This window comes from Campylobacter sp. BCW_6464, assembly GCF_001762775.1.
Classification (GTDB): domain Bacteria; phylum Campylobacterota; class Campylobacteria; order Campylobacterales; family Campylobacteraceae; genus Campylobacter_D; species Campylobacter_D jejuni.
Map to the genome: position 1 here is coordinate 24,654 of NZ_MJXM01000047.1, position 16,732 is coordinate 41,385.

Below are 16,732 nucleotides of genomic sequence, written 5' to 3' on the forward strand. Positions count from 1 at the left end.
TAATAATAAAAAAAGTTTTTTTATTATTAAAATTTAAACTATGGAATTTTAAGTTTTTAAGAATAAAAATATAAATGAGTATGGAATTTAAAATATTTGAACATTAGAAGAGTTACGATTAAAATCGTGATTTTAAAGTGTAGATTGGACTAAATAATAAAAATTAAGTTGATTTTAAGTTAATTGTGAATTGCTTTATTGAGTTGAGAATAAACGAATTAATTATAAAGAACATTTCTATATAGCTTTGTTTGTGTTTATTCTTAAAGCTTTTTATGTTAAAATATCCAATAAGGAAAAGCAATGAAAGAAATTCTTATCACTAATGACGATGGCTATGAAAGCGAAGGACTTAAAAAACTCATTAAGATGTTAAAAAAAGAATTTAAAGCCAAGATCACCATAGTAGCTCCTGCTAGTGAAAAATCAGCTTGTTCACACTCCATAACCCTAACCAAACCTTTGCGTTTTGTTAAAGTAGGAAAAAGATTTTACAAGCTTGATGATGGCACTCCAGCAGATTGTATTTATCTTGCGCTTCACGCACTTTATAAAACACGCTTGCCTGATCTTGTAATCAGTGGGATTAACAAAGGAGCAAACGTAGGTGAAGATATTACCTACTCAGGAACTTGTGCAGGAGCTATGGAGGCGGTTTTACAAGGAATTCCTGCTATCGCTCTTTCTCAATTTTATAAAAAAAGCGAAAAAGAACTAGACTATAAAAATGCTTTAAAAATTACCAAAAAAATCATTCAAAATATTTTTGATAAAGGTTTTCCTTTGGAAAAAAAAGAATTTTTAAATATCAATTTTCCTGCAAAATCAAAAATCAAAGGCATTAAAATTTGTAAAGCAGGCAAAAGGGTTTATAATTTTGAAGCCCACTCAAATGTCAATCCGAGAGGAGTTGAGTATTATTGGCTTGCAGCAGCGAATTTAGACTTTGAAGATGAGAAAAATAGCGATATTGTCTTACTTAAAAAAGGCTACGCTACAATAACCCCTATAATGCTGGATCTTACAGCTTATGAAAAAATGAAAAAAGTTAAAAAATGGTTAAAGGCAAATGATGAATGATAGATTTACACGTATAAAATGGCTAGTTGGAGAAGAAAAATTTCAAAAAATTTCACAAACAAAAGTTCTGGTTTGCGGACTTGGTGGAGTGGGTGGAATTTGCGTTGATGCACTTTATCGTAGCGGTTTTAAAAACCTTACTTTAATCGATGCGGATAAATTTGAAATCACCAATCAAAATCGCCAAATTCATAGCGAAAATATAGGCGAAGAAAAAGCTAAAGTATTTGAAAGAATTTACAAGGCTAAAGGTATAGTCAGCAAAATCGATGAAGATTTTTTAGAAAATTTTGATTTAAGCGAGTTTGATCTTATCATAGATGCCATTGATGATATCCCTGTAAAAGTAGCTTTGGCTCATCTTATAGATTTTAAAAAACAAATTTTTATCTCTTCAACAGGTGGAGCTAGAAAGCTTGATCCAACACGCATTAAAACTACAAGTATTTTTAAAACTCACGGCGATGCTTTAGCTAAAAAATTCCGTTATGAGCTTAGAAAATCAGGTTTTAAGGGAAATTTTGATGTGGTATTTTCTGATGAAGAAGCACATTGTAAAGATTTGGGTTCTTTTATGGGTGTAACAGCTTCTTTTGGTTTGGCTTTAGCAAGTTTAGCAATGAGAAAAGTCTTATCAAAATATAAAGAGCAATGAGAAATTTTATTGTATTTATATTGTTTTTGAATATAGCCATTGGAGAGGATAAAATACTTGGTAATTTTTTTAAAGATTATAATACAAGTGGGACTTTTATAGTCTTTGATGGAAAAAATTATGCAAGTAATGATTTTCAAAGAGCTAAACAAGCCTTTTCTCCTGCTTCAACTTTTAAAATTTTTAATGCTTTAATTGCGCTTGATAATGGTGTAGTTAGAGATACAAAGGAAATTTTTTATCATTATAAGGGCGAAAAAGTATTTTTGCCCTCTTGGAAACAAGATGCTAGTTTAAGCTCAGCTATAAAACGCTCTCAAGTGCCTGCTTTTAAAGAATTGGCAAGAAAAATAGGACTTAAAACCATGCAAGAAAGCTTAAATAAACTTTCTTATGGAAATGCAAAAATTTCAAAAATCGATACTTTTTGGCTAGATAATTCTTTACAAATTTCTGCAAAAAATCAAGCTGATTTACTTTTTAAATTTTCGCAAAATTCTTTACCTTTTTCTAAAAAAATTCAAGAAGAAGTTAAAGAAATTATTCTTTTTAAGGAAGATAAAATCCAAAAAATTTATGCTAAAACAGGTTTTAATGATAATATCAATTTAGCTTGGATTGTTGGATTTGTAAAGACTGAAAACAAAATTTTATCTTTTGCTTTAAATGTTGATATAAAGGACATTAAAAATATTAAAATAAGGGAAAATTATTAAATAAGTATTTAGCTAATTTTTCCAACAATAATAGGATTAAAAGCTTTTACTGAAAGTATGAGAGTATCGCCTATTTTTATATCTTGATAAGCTTTTAAAAATTCCTCTTCACTAAGAGTGATTTTAATAATATCTTGATTTAAAAGCAAGGTTAAAACCACTAAAATATCACTTTTTTTAATTTCTAGCAAAGTTGCACTCAAACGCAATTTTGCACTAATACTTGAATGAGTAAAAAATTCATTTTTAGGAAAATCCTTAATGATTTTTCCATTTTTAAGTTCTAAAATTCTATGACTTAACTTATAAATTTCAGTTAGATCGTGACTGACTAATAAAGTGCTTATCTTAAAATATTCTAAAATTTTAGCCAATTCATCTTGTAAATTGGCACGCATTTTAAAATCCAAAGCACTCAAAGGCTCGTCTAAAAGCAAAATTTTTGGTTCCCTTGCTAAAGCTCTTGCTAAGGCCACTCTTTGTGCTTGTCCTCCGCTTAAATGTTTAGGATAAATTTTAGCCAAATTTTCAAGACCCATTAAGGCTAAAAGCTCACTAATCTTTGTCTTAGAACTAGTGGCATAGGCGATATTTTCTTTTACATTCATATTTGGAAAAAGCGCATAATCTTGAAAAACAAAACCGATTTTTCTTTTTTGCAAAGCTAAACTAAAATTTTTTGAAGAATCAAACCAAAGTTCATTATCTACTTCTATACGCCCCAATTTAGGCTCTATAAGTCCTGCTATGATTTTTAAAAGAGTGGTTTTTCCTGCTCCGCTTTCGCCAAAAAGTGCGGTAATTTTTCCTGATTCTATATCTTTTTTAAAATTTAAATCCAGTCTTCCTTTGGCAGTATTCATAGGATGATTGATATTAATTTTTATCATTGAAAACTCATTTTTTTATTGACAAAATAAAGACTAAAAAGCACTAAAAAAGAAAAAATAAACAATATAAAAGCATATTGATGTGCCAAGCTATAGTTTAAGATTTCAAGTTCATCATAAATAGCTATACTAGCTACTAAAGTTTCACCTTGTTTATGTCCTCCTATCATCATCACGACTCCAAATTCACCCACAGTATGGGCAAAACTCATCGCACAAGCACTAAAAATTCCTGCTTTAGAATTAGGTAAAATCACTCTAAAAAGAGTATAAATTTTACCTTTACCTAAACTATAAGAAGCATCGAGCAAATTTGGATTGATCGATGAAAAGGCACTTTGCAAAGGATTTACCATAAAAGGCAAAGAAAAAATTAAAGAAGCAAAAACAAGACCTTCAAAACTAAAAACCAAAGAAAGATTAAAATATTCTTTTAAAACTTGCCCTAAAAAACTATTAGCCGAAAAAGTTACAAGCAAATAAAATCCCAAAACACTAGGAGGTAAAATCAAAGGCAAAGAAATAAAGCTTTGAAGGATTGTTTTAAAAGGAAAACGCACAAAACTTAACAAATAAGCTAAAAATACACCAATAAAAAAAAGAATAAAAGTCGTGATAAAAGCAAGTTTAAAAGTAAGATAAAGGGTTTGTAAAAAAGCTGGATTAAGCATTATGACTCCTTAATACAATATCATTTGCTTTTACAAAACAAAGCCATTCTTGATTTTCACAAAGTTCAAGTTCTAAAGCTTTTTCTTTGGTGATGATACTAGAAAGCTCGTTATCTTTAAAATCAAAAAATATCTGATACAAAAGTTCGCCTTTTTTAATTTTTGTAATTTTAGCTAAAAAAGAATTTTCAACACTTAAAAGAGTTTTACTTGTGCTAAAACAAAGCTCATGCTCTTTAAAAAGAAGTTCTACACTCGCACCAATTTTTAAATTTTCTAAAGATTTTAATTCAAGCATTAAAACACTAAAAATCACTTCTTTAGAAAGTATTTTAACAATAACTATATCCTCTTGATTTAAAAGCTCACAAATTTGTCCTTTTATAAGGTTCATGGTGTGCTAAATCCGTATTTTTTAAAAATCTCTTTTGCTTTTAAAGAGCCAATAAATTCGCTAAATTCAAAGGCTAATTTTTTATTCTTAGCATATTTTGTGATGACATAACTTTGCTCTAAAGGGCTAAAATACTTTGGATTAATAATACTTGTTTTACCTTTAGGATGATTAATAGGAGAAACTAAAGAATAAGCCACTATAGCTATATCTGCATTTTTACTATCTACATGTAAAACAGGCACTGAGATATTTTCACCTAAAACGATTTTATCCTTAAAAAGCTCATTTAAATCCAAATTTTCAAGCACTTCTTTAGCCGCTACTCCATAAGGAGCTACTTTAGGATTGGCTATGCTTAGATGCGTGATTTTACCTGCCTTTTCTTTTAAATTTTCAACACCTCCTTGGAGTAAATTTTTATCCAAACTATACAAAGCCAAAACTCCTAAAACATAAACTTTTGGCTTTATTAAGGCATTTTTATCATCATAAATAGCCTTAGCATATTTAGTATCCGCTGAAAAAAAGAGATCAAATTCTCTTCCTTGTTTTAAAAGCTCATAATATTTTCCAGAAGCACCAAAAACCAATTCTATTTTATCTTCTGGATGTGTTTTCAAAAACTCATCTTTAACTTCACTCATTGCCTTTGAAGCTGAAGAAGCTACAAAAATGCTTAAATTTTGTGCATTTAGATGTAAGGTAAAAAACAAAATCCCAAAAAATACTATAAACTTTTTCATTTAGTTTTCCTTGTGTAAAAATTTAATTTTTGGATTATAACACAAAAAATTCATTTTATATCATTTTTGCATAAAATAAATACAGGATGATAAGTGAGTTTGTTTTGAAATTTTTCTTCAAATTCTTTTAAAAAACCTTTATTTAAAGGATAAAATCCTAAAGAATTTACACCGCTAAATTTTAAATGTCTAAAAACATCTAAAGCATTATTAAAACTTAATTTTATGAGTTCTTGAGTGATTTTTACTTCATCAAAATAGATTTTAAAAATTTGCTCTAATTCATTTAAGCTAAAATAATTTAAACCAAAACCCGTGCTTTGTTTGATTTCTTTTAAATTTTGTTTTGCAAAAGTAGAAAGAAGTAAAATCCCATTTTGATTCAGCATATCCCTAAGACTTGGTATAATGCGTTTTAAATCAAGCCATTGCAAAGTTGCATTTGAAACAATAAGATCAAATTTCTCTTTACTTAAATCCTGTTTTGCAATTTCATTCATATTAAAAATTAAAATATTAGAATTTTCTTTAAAATCTAAAATATCGTTTCTTAAATACTCATTAAAAGTAATGAAATTTTGAAGTTTTTTGCTAAATTCACCTCTACCACAACCAAATTCAAACACTTTTTCAAAATGTGAAATTTTTAAATCTTTTAAAATTTCACAAAGTTTTAAACCCATAAAATCTTGCACTTTTGCATGTTTTTCATAATCTTTTGCTTTTAAAAAATTCAAATTTCATCCCAAGTTTTAAAATCAAAAAAAGCAAAATGCGGTTCATCTAAAAAAATAAGTTTTGAAAAAGCATTTTTTAAAGTATTTGGTGGAAAAATTTTATCTTCTTTACTTGAATAAACCTTATCCCAAAGCAAATTTTCTTCTTGTTTTGTTAAAGCAAAGTCAAAAAGTTTTTCAAGTTCTATTTTTAAAGCTTTTTCATCTTTAAAAATAAAATCTTTGACTAAGCTTTTGTGTTCTTCAAATAAAACTTCTTTGAAATTTTCTAATTTAAAATTTTGCAGGGTTTTTTTAAAAATTGTAGGATGAATTCCTTTTGATTTATCTATACCTAAATTTGTGCCATTTATGGCTATTTTTTGTTTAAAATTAAGCTCTTTTAAAAGTCTATTTGCTACGCAAACCCCCATAGAAAAAGCGATTAAAAAAAGTTCATCAAAAGCTTTGAAATCAAAATTTAAATCAAAATTTTCATAATCATAAAATAAAATCACATTTTTATTGCTTTTTAAATGCGAAAAATGACTAGGATGTGAAGCAAATCCTCCAAATATCACTATAAGTTTTTTTGAATCAGGATTTTTACATAAAAATTCATATTTCATAAAAGCTCTATTATCCTTTCAAGTTCTTCTGTGTTAAGTCCTGCATGTAAGGAAAAACGAATTCTGGCTTTATTCTTTGGCACGGTAGGTTCTTTGATCGCAGGAGCAAAAAATCCAGCTTTTTGGAGTTTTTGTGAAATTTCTAAGGCTTTTTTATTTTCACCTAAAAGTAAGCAAATGATATAAGCATCGCCTAAAACAGTGTGATTTTTTTCTTGCAATTTACTTTTAAAAAAAGTGCTTAAAAGTTCTAATTTTTCTCTTTCTTTCTTAAAACAAGGTATTTTTTTAAAAATAAATTGTGTCCAAGCTACATTAATAGGTGGCAAGGCTGTAGAATAAATAAAAGCTCTAGCTTTGTTGATGAAAAATTTTTTATATTTTTCATCACATATCATACAAGCACCTATGGAAGCAAGGGCTTTTCCAAAGGTAAAAACCAAAAAATCCACTTCATTTTCTAAGGCTAGTTTTTTAACAAGCCCCAAACCCTCTTTATCAAAACAACCCACGCTGTGTGCTTCATCTATATAAAGCTTAATTTTATCATAATGTTTTTTAAGCTCACACAAAGTTTTAAAATCGCTAAAATCTCCATCCATACTAAACAAAGCTTCGCTTAAAACGATGATATTTTCATAATTTTCATAATGTTTTTGGATTAAACTCTCTAAATGATTCATATCTTTATGATGAAAACGAAAAAAATCAGCTCCGCCAAGTCTTAAACCATCAATCATACTTGCATGAATAAATTTATCGGTTAAAAAAAGCGTCTTAGAAACGCTAGAAAGTGCTGCTATACAAGAGATATTTAGATGATAACCACTATTAAAATGTAAAATTTCCTTATCTTTAAATTTAGTCTTTAAAAAACTTTCTAATTCTTCATAAATTTCAAAATTTCCACTCAAACTTCTTGAACTCGAACTTGAAAAAAACAAATCTTGCTCTTTTAAGGTATTTAAAAACTCAGCTTTTAACTCTTTAGAAGACGCCAAATAAAGATAATCATTTCCTGCTAAATTTAAAAGTTTTTGATCTTGCTTATAAACAAATTTATTTTCATGTTTTAAAGGCGTTAGAGTTCTTAGATTGTGATTTTGCTCTAGATCTTGCAAAATTTTTTCAAGCTTCATTTTTTTCCTGTAAATTTAAAAATTTAAAGTATTATTTTGCCAAAATATTTTTAAAAAAGAAGTTATAATGCAAAATCAAATCTTAAAAAATCTCGATTTAAAACACATTTGGCACCCTTGCACACAAATGAAAGATCACGAAACCCTACCTTTAATCCCTATAAAAACAGCAAAAGGCGTGTGGCTTTATGATTTTGATGATAAAGCTTATATGGATTGTGTGAGTTCTTGGTGGGTAAATCTTTTTGGTCATTGTAATGAAAAAATCGCAAATGCCATTAAAAAACAAGTTAATGAGCTTGAACATGTGATTTTAGCAGGTTTTACACATGAGCCTATCATCAAACTTTCGGCTAGACTTTGTGAAAAAGTGGGGCGTGATTTTAATAAATGTTTTTATGCAGATAATGGCTCAAGCGCCATTGAAGTAGCACTTAAAATGAGTTTTCATTATCATTTAAATAAAGGTTTGAAAAAAAATAAATTTTTATCCCTAAGCAATTCCTATCATGGCGAAACCTTAGGGGCTTTAAGTGTGGGTGATATTGCACTTTATAAAGATACTTACAAAGCCTTGCTTTTAGAGTGTTTAAGCACTCCTGTGCCACAAGGTAAAGACTATACTAAAGAGCTTGAAATTTTAAAAGATATTTTAGAAAAAAATGCAAGTGAAATTTGTGCTTTTATACTTGAACCCTTGGTGCAATGTGCAGGAAATATGCATATGTATGAAGCTAGCTTTATCGATGAAGCGATCAAGCTTTGTCATGCTTTTAATGTGCAAGTGATTTTTGATGAAATTGCAGTAGGCTTTGGACGCACAGGAACTTTGTTTGCCTTACATCAATGCAAACAAAGCCCTGATTTTATCTGCCTTTCAAAAGGGATAACGGGTGGATTTATGCCACTTTCTGTAGTGCTTACAAGAGATGAAATTTATAATGCTTTTTATGATACTTATGAAAGCCAAAAGGCTTTTTTACATTCTCATAGCTATACGGGAAATACCTTAGCTTGTGCAGCAGCTAATGCGGTTTTAGATATCTTTGAAAATGAAAATATTTTAGAAAAAAATCAAATTTTAAGTACCTTTATCCAGCAAGAATTTTCAAAACTTAAAAAATTTGATTTTTTAGGAAATTTTAGAACTTGCGGAATGATTAGTGCTTTTGACATTTTAAGCCATAAACACGAACGCGTGGGACTTTTTGTATTTCAAAAAGCCTTAGAAAAAGGCTTGCTTTTAAGACCTTTAGCAAACACTATATATTTTATGCCTCCTTACATCATCACAAAAGAACAAATCGTTTATGTGGTGGAAAGTTTAGAGCAGATTTTTAAGGAATTTTAAGTTGTAAAATTTCTTGCATTTGTTCCTTAAAATCTTTATTTAAAATACTATTTTCATCAAAAAAATCAAGATTGATTATAGGAATTTTTGCATAATTTTTTATAAAATCATCTTGCAAGGTATCTTTTTTGCCCATCATTATAAGGGCTAAAAGATTGATATTTCTTTGCTTTAAAGCTTCAATGCTAAGCAAGATATGATTAATACTTCCAAGATAGTATTTTGCTACTAAAATCGTAGGGTGTTTAAAAATATTCATAAAATCAATCATAGTGTAATTTTCATCCATAGGAGAAAAAAGCCCACCCGCAAGCTCAATAAGTAGGTTCTTACTTTTTGGTAAAATGATATCTAGAGCTTTATAATCAAGCTTTTCTTTGATTTTTCCAAGATGAGGAGAAGCTGGAGTTTGCAAAAAAATACCTTCTTTAAAAACCTTTGTTTTTGGGCTAAATTTTGCAATAAACTCGCTATCTGTTGGAGTTCCTGCTTGAATGAGTTTAAAATAATCATAGTTAAAATTCGCACAAAAAGCTGCACTAAAATGTGTTTTTCCTACATCAGTATGTATTCCACTTACATAAATTTGCACAAAAAATCCTTAAGAAAGAAATTTTAAACCCACTGTACAAGCAATAATCACAGTGATTAAAAAAAGTTTTAAAAAACTTTTACTTTCTTTATAAAAAAGCACTCCTATCATTACCCCACCAGCGGTTCCAGCTCCTGTCCATATAGCATAAGCAACACTCATAGCGATATTTTGCATACTTAAACTTAAAAAAGTAAAAGAAAATCCAAAACACACTATCAAAGCCAAAAGGTAAAGCTTGTTTTTAGTGCTTACAAGTTCTTTCATGATTACCACACCAAAAATTTCACAAGCAGTAGCTAAAAACAAATAAAACCATTCCATAACTAAGCTTCCTTGCTTACCCGTTTAAGGGCTATAATGCTTAAAAGTAAAATCGCTATAAGCACAAGTTTAATTACAGAAACAGCCTCGTTAAAAATAAACATTTCATTTAAAACCACTCCTATAGTGCCAATGCCTACAAAAACACTATAAGTAATGCTTACTTCAAGTCTTTCACAAGCTTTTAAAAAACAAGTAAAAGAAATACAAACTCCAATGGCTGTTAAAATATAATGCCAAATTTCTGTAGAATATTTAAGTCCGCTTACCCAAAAGCATTCTATAATCCCACCTAAGATTATTAAAAACCAAGCTATATTGATATTGAATTTTTCATTCACATGAAGCCTTAAATTAACATAATATTTGTAAAACAAATTATATCTTAAAGAAATTAAAAGAAGCTATAAATTTACTTTTCCATAAGCCAAAATTAGATATAATCAAAGCTCATTTTTTAAGAAAGGACAAAAGATGTTAGAAGGTATCGTTAGAGAGAGTATCGGTAGAAAAGCTGCTAAAGCTTTAAAAAGAGATGGTTATCTAATCGCAAACATCTATGGAAAAGGATTAGAAAATATCAATGCCGCTTTTAAAGTAAATGAGTTTATTAAAGAAGTTCGTAAAAAAACTACTTTAATTTTTGATGTAAAAGTAGGTTCTCAAACTTTAAGCGTTGTAGTTGTGGATTATCAAAAAGATCCTGTAACTGCAGAACTTAAACATGTGGATTTAAAAGTTGCACAAAAAGGTGTGATTTCTAAATACATGGTTCCAGTTAAAATCACAGGAACAGCTATAGGTCTTAAAAATAAAGGTGTTTTAATCCAATCAAAAAGAAGATTAAAAGTAAAATGTGCAGCTGAAAATTTACCAAATTTCTTCGAACTTGATGTAAGTAAACTTGATGTGGGTGATGCTTTACTTGTTCGTGATATTGTAGTTCCTGCAGGAGTAACTATAATTGATGCTGATAGAGTAGCGGTTGTAGGCGTAGAAAAAGCTAGATGATTTTAGTCGTAGGGCTTGGCAATATAGGCGTAGAGTATGAAAATACCCGTCATAATGTCGGTTTTATGCTAATTGACTTGCTTTTAAAAGAAAGCAATTTTACAAATCTTACAAACTCTAAATTTAAAGGAGAACTTTTTAAAATAGGTTCTTCTTTACTTCTTCTTAAACCTAGCACTTATATGAATAATTCAGGACTTAGTGTAAAAGCAGTGAATGATTTTTATAAATGCGAAAGAATGATAGTTATCCATGATGATATAGATATAAATTTAGGATCCTTGCGCTTTAAAAAAGGCGGTTCAAGTGGTGGACATAATGGACTTAAAAGCATAGATACTTTATGTGGAAATGATTATGAAAGAGTGCGTATAGGAGTGGGAAAGGGTGAAAATGTGATTTCTCATGTTTTAGGTAAATTTAAACCCGAAGAAGAAATAACCTTAAGCAAAGTTTTAGAGCATACAAAAAAAGCTTTGCTTGAGCTTATTGAAAATGATGATTTGTCTGCTATATCATCCAAATACAGCCTAAAGGCTTAAGATGTGGATATTTTTTCGTTTTATTTCAGGGATTTATCTAAAAAATTTTTTTATTATATTTTTTTCTTTACTTGGTTTTTATTGCGGTATTGATTTGCTCTTAAATTTTAAAGATCTACCAAAAGCCGCAAATCTTGATTTGCTTTATATTATGTTTTTATCTTTCTCGGCAGTGCCTTATGTATTACCCATTTCTTTGATTTTTGCTTTGGTAGTTTCTTTGATTTCTATGATCAGAGCAAATGAATTTGTAAGTCTTTATGCGTTAGGACTGAGCAGAAATTATGTTATTTTATTTCCTTTTTTATGGGCTTTATTTTTTTGTTGTATTTATATAGGATTGAATTTTACTTCTTTTGCTTATGCAAATGATTATAAGAGAAATATTTTAAAAAATGGCACTATTATGAATCAAAGTGGAGAAGTGTTTTTGAAATTTAACAATAATTTTGTTTATATTTCAAAGATAAACAATGGACAAAATAGTGCTCAAAATATAAAAATTTTTAATATCAATGATTTAAATTTAAGCTCTTTTGTAAGTGCTAAAAATGCTTATTTTGAAGGTGAAAGTTGGATTTTGCGAGATGGTAATATTACATTATTACCTAAAAATTATGAACTTGCTAATGATGGTTTAAAGATACAAGATTTCTCCGAGCTTAAATCACTTGAGGGTTTTAAACCAAAGATTATAGAAGGGGTTGCTAGTAATAGTGATTATTCAATATCTGATGCACTTGAAAGTTTTGAGCTTTTTAAGGCGCAAAATGTCAATACAGATGCTCTTAAAATCAATCTTTATAAATTTGTTTTTACTCCTTTTTTTGCACCATTTTTAATGCTTATTATGTATTATTTTTTTCCTGTAATAGCAAGATTTTTTAATCTTGCTTTTATAGCTTTTATAGCTTTTGTAGTGACTTTGATGATTTGGGGAGTCTTGTTTTTGCTTACTAGATTAAGCGAAAATAGTGTGATTGCAAGTGAAATTGGCATTGTAGTGCCTATTATAATTTTGGGTTGTTTAAGTGCTTATATGTATTATAAGCATCGATAAATTAAGCTTTGTGTAGTAAAATTATAAAAATTAAAGGTTAAATATGGATTATAAACAATTAAAGCAAGAATTTAATACTCCTTTTTATATTTACAATTTTGATTTCATAAAAGAGCGTCTTTTAAATCTCAAAGAGGCTTTTAAGGCTAGAAAATCTCAAATTTTTTACGCCGTAAAAGCCAATTCAAATTTAAGTTTGTTGCAAATGCTTGCAAATTTAGATAGTGGATTTGATTGTGTAAGTATAGGCGAGGTAAAGCGTGCCTTAAAAGCAGGAGCAAAAGCTTATAAGATTATTTTTAGTGGAGTAGGAAAAACCAAAGAAGAGTTAAGACAAGCTTTAGAATATGATATTTTATATATTAACCTTGAAAGTGAAGCTGAAATGATGCTTTTAGAAAGTGTGGCTAAAGAACTTAATCTAAAGGCAAGAATCAGTATTCGTGTTAATCCAAATGTTGATGCAAAAACTCATCCTTATATTTCTACAGGATTAAATGAAAATAAATTTGGTGTTGAAATTGATATAGCAAGAAAAATGTATCTTTATGCAAAAAATTCATCTTTTTTAGAGCCTGTTGGAGTGCATTTTCATATAGGTTCGCAACTTTTAGATATTTCTCCTATTCATGAAGCAGCAGCCATTGTCGCAAAACTTGTAAGAGAGTTAAAAGCCTTGCAAATCGATCTTAAATTTTTTGATATAGGCGGTGGCTTGGGTGTGGCTTATGAAAAAGATGAGTGCGAACCTGATCTTTATAATTATGCACAAGGTATATTAGCACAACTTCATGGGCTTGATTTAACCATAGGAATGGAGCCTGGAAGGTATTTAGTTGCTAAAAGTGGAGAATTTGTTTGTTCAGTACTTTATGAAAAACAAAATAAAACCAAGCGTTTTGTTGTAGTAGATGGAGCGATGAATGATCTTATACGCCCAAGTTTATACGAGGCTTATCATGAAATAATCTTACCTTATAATCAAGCCCAAGAGAGTTTATGTGATGTTGTAGGTGGAATTTGTGAGAGTGGAGACTTTTTTGCTAAAGCAAGGTCTTTACCTAGCACTCAAAGTGGTGATATAATGGTTATTAAAAATACTGGAGCTTATGGTTTTAGTATGAGTAGTAACTACAATACTCGTAATAAAGTTTGCGAATTAGCCCTTGAAGAAGGACAGGTAAGATTGATCCGTCAAAGAGAAAATTTTGAAGATCAAATCGTTTTAGAAGAGAAATTTTTAAAGGCTTAAAATGTTTTTTTTAGATGTTCAAGGGACTTTAATTTCTGATCATGATAAGAGTTTAATCCATGGCGCTAAAGAATTGATCGATTTTTTAAATGCAAAAAATCTTCCTTATGTTATCATCACTAACAATACAAAAAAACTTGATTTTTTGGAAAAATTACAGCAAAAAGAATTGGCTATAAAAGAAAATGCTTATATTGATCCTTTTAGCGTTTTAAAACACCTTTTAAAACCTTGTAAAGTTGCGGCTTTTGGCGCAGATGAGTTTGTAAAAAGTCTTGAAAATCTTGGTTTTGAACTTGATTTTGTAAATCCTAGTGCTGTGCTTGTAGCTAGTTATGATGATTTTAAATTTAAAGATTTTGCTAGTATGATAGAATTTGCTAGAAGAGAAGTTAGGTTTATAGCTATGCACGAAACTAGCATTTATAAAAAAGATGGTAGGCCTTATCCTGGTGTAGGTAGCATTATGGCTATGCTTAAAAATGCTATTGATTTTAAATACGAGGTTGTGGGTAAGCCTAGCATTGCTTTTTATAAAGAAGCTTTAAATTTGATAAGAAGACAAAATTCAAAAATCGATTTTGAAGATATTAAAATCATTAGTGATGATTTTAGAGGAGACTTGCTTAAGGCAAAAGAACTTGGCATGAAAACCTTACTAGTTTTAAGCGGCAAGATAAGCGACACAAAAGGGCTTGATACGGATTTGCTTGATGGAGTTTATCCTAGTGTTTTTGAGTTTTTAAAGGAGCTAAAATGCCAAATTTAGAAGAATTTAGAAATAAAATCGATGCGGTTGATGATAAAATTTTAGAACTTTTAAATGAAAGAATGACTTATGTTAAAAGTATAGGCGAGCTTAAACAAAGCAGTGGGGGAGCTATTTATCGTCCTGAGCGTGAAAGAGCCATTATCAATCGTTTAAAAAATGCAAATTTAGGATTTTTAGATCAAAATGCCATAGAGGCAATTTATCAAGAAATTTTTGCAGTTTCAAGAAATTTAGAAATGCCTCAAACTATAGCTTATTTAGGGCCTGAGGGAACTTATACTCATCAAGCAGCAAGAAGTCGTTTTGGTGCGATGAGTCGTTATATAGCCTTGGCTAATATCGAAGATGTTTTTAAAGAGTTAAGCAACAAAGAAGCAAAATACGGTGTTGTGCCTATAGAAAATAATACCGAAGGTGCAGTAGGTATTACTTTGGATTGTCTAGGTAAGTATAATGAGCTTAAAATTTTTGGTGAAATTTATATGGATATCCATCATTCTTTTGCGGGAATTAATGAAAATTTAAAAGAAATCAAACGTATTTATTCGCATCCACAAGGTTATAATCAATGTCGTAAATTTTTAGAAAGTCATGAACTTAGTGCTATAGAATTTGTTCCTTCAAAATCTACAGCTAATGCGGCTTATCTAGCTTCGCAAGATAAATATGCAGCAGCAATTTGCTCTAAAATAGCGGCTAAGCTTTATAATGTGCCTGTGCTTTTTGATAAAATAGAAGATAATGCAGCCAATAAAACAAGATTTTTAATTTTAAGCGATATTAAAAATCCTAAAATGCCAAATTGTAAAACTTCTATTTTAGCACACACAGCACATAAACCTGGGGGGCTTAGCTTTTTATTAGAGCAGTTTAAAAAAGAAAATATCAATCTTACCAAGCTTGAATCTCGTCCTGTAAAATCAAAAGAATTTTTACACAGTTTTTATATAGATTTTGAAGGACATATTGATGATGAAAATGTAAAAAAAGCTTTAAAAGATATACAAGAGATTGTTTGGCTTGGATCTTATTTATCAGGAGAAAAAGATGAAATTTAATGAATTTTTAAGTCATTTAAGCAATTATGAACCCGGAAAAGATATAGAAGTTATTGCCAAAGAATATGACATTAAAGAAGTGATAAAATTAGCAAGTAATGAAAATCCTTTTGGTACGCCACCAAAAGCCATAGAATGTTTAAGACAAAATGCAAACAAAGCTCATCTTTACCCTGATGATAGTATGATAGAACTTAAAAGCATATTGGCTCAAAAATACAAAGTTCAAAATGAAAATATTATTATCGGTGCAGGCAGTGATCAAGTGATTGAATTTGCTATACATTCTAAGTTAAATTCTAAAAATGCTTTTTTGCAAGCTGGAGTTACCTTTGCTATGTATGAAATTTATGCCAAACAATGCGGTGCAAAGTGCTATAAAACTCAAAGCATTACTCATAATTTAGATGAATTTAAAAAACTTTATGAAATACATAAAGATGAGATTAAACTTATTTTCTTATGCTTGCCAAACAATCCTTTAGGCGAGTGTTTGGATGCAAGTGAAGTGACCAAATTTATTAAAGGTGTAGAGGAGGATTGTTTAGTTGTGATTGATGCAGCTTATAATGAATTTGCAAGTTTTAAAGATAGCAAAAAACATTTAGAACCTTGTGAATTGATTAAAGAATTTGACAATGTACTTTATTTGGGAACTTTTTCCAAGCTTTATGGATTAGGAGGCTTACGCATTGGTTATGGCATAGCTGATGCTAGTATTATTAGTGCATTTTACAAGCTTCGTGCGCCTTTTAATGTGAGCAATCTTGCTTTAAAAGCAGCAGTTGCAGCAATGGATGATGATGAATTTACTGAAAAAACTTTAGAGAATAATTTTTCTCAAATGGAGCTTTATAAAGAATTTGCTAAAAAACATAATATCAAAATCATTGATAGTTATACAAATTTCATCACTTATTTTTTTGATGAAAAAAATAGTACAGATTTGTCTGAAAAATTGCTTAAAAAGGGTATAATAATAAGAAATTTAAAAAGCTATGGTTTAAATGCTATACGCATTACTATAGGAACATCTTATGAAAATGAAAGATTTTTTACAGAATTTGATAAGATTTTAAGATAGATATAAATCAAATAAAAATATGTAAAATTCGCCAAACTAAGGGATGAGAA

General features: G+C 29.3%; 20 protein-coding genes and 1 pseudogene. 11 read left to right on the forward strand and 10 right to left on the reverse strand.

The genetic code is table 11. The features are described 5' to 3' along the window. Nucleotides 1-303: 303 nt before the first annotated feature. The 3 genes and pseudogenes from surE to blaOXA all read left to right on the forward strand — a co-directional run bounded on the left by surE (nucleotide 304) and on the right by blaOXA (nucleotide 2,504). Nucleotides 304-1,080: a 5'/3'-nucleotidase SurE gene (surE, locus tag AJ885_RS05385; protein ID WP_044780369.1), complete on the forward strand. Its 777-nt coding sequence runs from the start codon at nucleotides 304-306 to the stop codon at nucleotides 1,078-1,080. Beyond that, a complete protein-coding gene (locus AJ885_RS05390; protein WP_079396828.1) occupies nucleotides 1,070-1,735 on the forward strand; it encodes a ThiF family adenylyltransferase in 666 nt (221 codons plus the stop codon). The genes surE and AJ885_RS05390 overlap by 11 nt, the downstream gene beginning before the upstream one ends. Then, a pseudogene (gene blaOXA / locus AJ885_RS05395) lies at nucleotides 1,732-2,504 on the forward strand (OXA-184 family class D beta-lactamase). Before AJ885_RS05390 ends, blaOXA begins: the two are co-directional and overlap by 4 nt. Here the strand turns inward: blaOXA and AJ885_RS05400 are convergent. From AJ885_RS05400 to AJ885_RS05430, 7 genes are read right to left on the reverse strand one after another with little or no spacing between them, the layout of a single operon-like run. Further along, the gene (locus AJ885_RS05400) at nucleotides 2,460-3,341 is read right to left on the reverse strand and encodes a sulfate/molybdate ABC transporter ATP-binding protein (protein WP_070210119.1); all 882 of its coding nucleotides are present in this window, start codon (nucleotides 3,339-3,341) and stop codon (nucleotides 2,460-2,462) included. The pseudogene blaOXA and the gene AJ885_RS05400 overlap by 45 nt on opposite strands. Next, nucleotides 3,338-4,012 carry a molybdate ABC transporter permease subunit gene (modB, locus tag AJ885_RS05405; RefSeq protein ID WP_070210120.1) on the reverse strand — a complete coding sequence of 225 codons (675 nt, stop codon included), beginning with the start codon at nucleotides 4,010-4,012 and terminating at the stop codon, nucleotides 3,338-3,340. The genes AJ885_RS05400 and modB overlap by 4 nt, the downstream gene beginning before the upstream one ends. Next, the gene (locus AJ885_RS05410) at nucleotides 4,005-4,406 is read right to left on the reverse strand and encodes a molybdopterin-binding protein (RefSeq protein WP_070210121.1); all 402 of its coding nucleotides are present in this window, start codon (nucleotides 4,404-4,406) and stop codon (nucleotides 4,005-4,007) included. Before AJ885_RS05410 ends, modB begins: the two co-directional genes overlap by 8 nt. Continuing rightward, the gene (gene modA / locus AJ885_RS05415) at nucleotides 4,403-5,152 is read right to left on the reverse strand and encodes a molybdate ABC transporter substrate-binding protein (protein ID WP_070280866.1); all 750 of its coding nucleotides are present in this window, start codon (nucleotides 5,150-5,152) and stop codon (nucleotides 4,403-4,405) included. Before modA ends, AJ885_RS05410 begins: the two co-directional genes overlap by 4 nt. A 50-nt stretch (nucleotides 5,153-5,202) precedes the next feature. Beyond that, on the reverse strand, nucleotides 5,203-5,889 hold the full coding sequence (gene bioC, locus AJ885_RS05420) for a malonyl-ACP O-methyltransferase BioC (protein WP_002880517.1): 687 nt from the start codon (nucleotides 5,887-5,889) through the stop codon (nucleotides 5,203-5,205). After that, nucleotides 5,886-6,497 (reverse strand): pimeloyl-ACP methyl esterase BioG family protein, encoded by a 612-nt coding sequence (locus AJ885_RS05425; protein WP_002880516.1) that lies wholly within the window; start codon nucleotides 6,495-6,497, stop codon nucleotides 5,886-5,888. The genes bioC and AJ885_RS05425 overlap by 4 nt, the downstream gene beginning before the upstream one ends. Continuing rightward, nucleotides 6,494-7,636 (reverse strand): aminotransferase class I/II-fold pyridoxal phosphate-dependent enzyme, encoded by a 1,143-nt coding sequence (locus AJ885_RS05430; protein ID WP_070210123.1) that lies wholly within the window; start codon nucleotides 7,634-7,636, stop codon nucleotides 6,494-6,496. The genes AJ885_RS05425 and AJ885_RS05430 overlap by 4 nt, the downstream gene beginning before the upstream one ends. 67 nt (nucleotides 7,637-7,703) lie before the next feature. Here AJ885_RS05430 and AJ885_RS05435 point away from each other — a divergent pair, with 67 nt between their 5' ends. Beyond that, nucleotides 7,704-8,987, forward strand: coding sequence for an adenosylmethionine--8-amino-7-oxononanoate transaminase (locus AJ885_RS05435; protein WP_002880514.1), 1,284 nt, complete (start codon nucleotides 7,704-7,706; stop codon nucleotides 8,985-8,987). On the opposite strand, the gene AJ885_RS05440 is transcribed toward AJ885_RS05435, so the two are convergent. The 3 genes from AJ885_RS05440 to AJ885_RS05450 are packed head-to-tail and all read right to left on the reverse strand — an operon-like array spanning nucleotide 8,974 to nucleotide 10,244. Next, a complete protein-coding gene (locus AJ885_RS05440) occupies nucleotides 8,974-9,579 on the reverse strand; it encodes a dethiobiotin synthase (protein WP_002880513.1) in 606 nt (201 codons plus the stop codon). The genes AJ885_RS05435 and AJ885_RS05440 overlap by 14 nt on opposite strands. A gap of 9 nt (nucleotides 9,580-9,588) precedes the next feature. Continuing rightward, nucleotides 9,589-9,903, reverse strand: a complete 315-nt coding sequence (locus tag AJ885_RS05445) for a DMT family transporter (protein ID WP_002857436.1) — start codon at nucleotides 9,901-9,903, stop codon at nucleotides 9,589-9,591. A 2-nt stretch (nucleotides 9,904-9,905) separates the two neighbouring features. Beyond that, nucleotides 9,906-10,244, reverse strand: a complete 339-nt coding sequence (locus AJ885_RS05450) for a DMT family transporter (protein WP_002880510.1) — start codon at nucleotides 10,242-10,244, stop codon at nucleotides 9,906-9,908. Between the two features lie 133 nt (nucleotides 10,245-10,377). On the opposite strand from AJ885_RS05450, the gene AJ885_RS05455 reads away from it, so the two are divergent. The 7 genes from AJ885_RS05455 to hisC are packed head-to-tail and all read left to right on the forward strand — an operon-like array spanning nucleotide 10,378 to nucleotide 16,682. Then, nucleotides 10,378-10,914, forward strand: coding sequence for a 50S ribosomal protein L25/general stress protein Ctc (locus tag AJ885_RS05455; RefSeq protein ID WP_002880509.1), 537 nt, complete (start codon nucleotides 10,378-10,380; stop codon nucleotides 10,912-10,914). Then, on the forward strand, nucleotides 10,911-11,456 hold the full coding sequence (gene pth / locus AJ885_RS05460) for an aminoacyl-tRNA hydrolase (protein WP_002861093.1): 546 nt from the start codon (nucleotides 10,911-10,913) through the stop codon (nucleotides 11,454-11,456). Before AJ885_RS05455 ends, pth begins: the two co-directional genes overlap by 4 nt. 1 nt (nucleotide 11,457) lies before the next feature. Then, on the forward strand, nucleotides 11,458-12,516 hold the full coding sequence (locus AJ885_RS05465) for an LptF/LptG family permease (RefSeq protein WP_002880507.1): 1,059 nt from the start codon (nucleotides 11,458-11,460) through the stop codon (nucleotides 12,514-12,516). 43 nt (nucleotides 12,517-12,559) lie between these two features. Then, nucleotides 12,560-13,768: a diaminopimelate decarboxylase gene (gene lysA, locus AJ885_RS05470; protein ID WP_002880506.1), complete on the forward strand. Its 1,209-nt coding sequence runs from the start codon at nucleotides 12,560-12,562 to the stop codon at nucleotides 13,766-13,768. A gap of 1 nt (nucleotide 13,769) precedes the next feature. After that, complete coding sequence (locus AJ885_RS05475; protein ID WP_070210127.1) at nucleotides 13,770-14,537, forward strand: HAD-IIA family hydrolase; 768 nt, start codon at nucleotides 13,770-13,772, stop codon at nucleotides 14,535-14,537. Continuing rightward, complete coding sequence (gene pheA / locus AJ885_RS05480) at nucleotides 14,525-15,598, forward strand: prephenate dehydratase (protein WP_002880504.1); 1,074 nt, start codon at nucleotides 14,525-14,527, stop codon at nucleotides 15,596-15,598. Before AJ885_RS05475 ends, pheA begins: the two co-directional genes overlap by 13 nt. Further along, nucleotides 15,588-16,682 (forward strand): histidinol-phosphate transaminase, encoded by a 1,095-nt coding sequence (gene hisC, locus AJ885_RS05485; protein WP_070280868.1) that lies wholly within the window; start codon nucleotides 15,588-15,590, stop codon nucleotides 16,680-16,682. Before pheA ends, hisC begins: the two co-directional genes overlap by 11 nt. Nucleotides 16,683-16,732 lie beyond the last annotated feature (50 nt).

Excerpts from the sequence above, each read along its gene's own strand:
- pth (WP_002861093.1), top strand. The coding sequence starts at position 10,911 with ATGATTTTAGTCGTAGGGCTTGGCAATATAGGCGTAGAGTATGAAAAT.
- pheA (WP_002880504.1), top strand. The coding sequence starts at position 14,525 with ATGCCAAATTTAGAAGAATTTAGAAATAAAATCGATGCGGTTGATGAT.
- AJ885_RS05425 (WP_002880516.1), bottom strand. The coding sequence starts at position 6,497 with ATGAAATATGAATTTTTATGTAAAAATCCTGATTCAAAAAAACTTATA.
- AJ885_RS05400 (WP_070210119.1), bottom strand. The coding sequence starts at position 3,341 with ATGATAAAAATTAATATCAATCATCCTATGAATACTGCCAAAGGAAGA.
- AJ885_RS05390 (WP_079396828.1), top strand. The coding sequence starts at position 1,070 with ATGATGAATGATAGATTTACACGTATAAAATGGCTAGTTGGAGAAGAA.
- AJ885_RS05455 (WP_002880509.1), top strand. The coding sequence starts at position 10,378 with ATGTTAGAAGGTATCGTTAGAGAGAGTATCGGTAGAAAAGCTGCTAAA.
- modA (WP_070280866.1), bottom strand. The coding sequence starts at position 5,152 with ATGAAAAAGTTTATAGTATTTTTTGGGATTTTGTTTTTTACCTTACAT.
- AJ885_RS05430 (WP_070210123.1), bottom strand. The coding sequence starts at position 7,636 with ATGAAGCTTGAAAAAATTTTGCAAGATCTAGAGCAAAATCACAATCTA.
- AJ885_RS05445 (WP_002857436.1), bottom strand. The coding sequence starts at position 9,903 with ATGGAATGGTTTTATTTGTTTTTAGCTACTGCTTGTGAAATTTTTGGT.
- AJ885_RS05475 (WP_070210127.1), top strand. The coding sequence starts at position 13,770 with ATGTTTTTTTTAGATGTTCAAGGGACTTTAATTTCTGATCATGATAAG.
- surE (WP_044780369.1), top strand. The coding sequence starts at position 304 with ATGAAAGAAATTCTTATCACTAATGACGATGGCTATGAAAGCGAAGGA.
- hisC (WP_070280868.1), top strand. The coding sequence starts at position 15,588 with ATGAAATTTAATGAATTTTTAAGTCATTTAAGCAATTATGAACCCGGA.
- lysA (WP_002880506.1), top strand. The coding sequence starts at position 12,560 with ATGGATTATAAACAATTAAAGCAAGAATTTAATACTCCTTTTTATATT.
- modB (WP_070210120.1), bottom strand. The coding sequence starts at position 4,012 with ATGCTTAATCCAGCTTTTTTACAAACCCTTTATCTTACTTTTAAACTT.
- AJ885_RS05465 (WP_002880507.1), top strand. The coding sequence starts at position 11,458 with ATGTGGATATTTTTTCGTTTTATTTCAGGGATTTATCTAAAAAATTTT.
- AJ885_RS05410 (WP_070210121.1), bottom strand. The coding sequence starts at position 4,406 with ATGAACCTTATAAAAGGACAAATTTGTGAGCTTTTAAATCAAGAGGAT.
- AJ885_RS05435 (WP_002880514.1), top strand. The coding sequence starts at position 7,704 with ATGCAAAATCAAATCTTAAAAAATCTCGATTTAAAACACATTTGGCAC.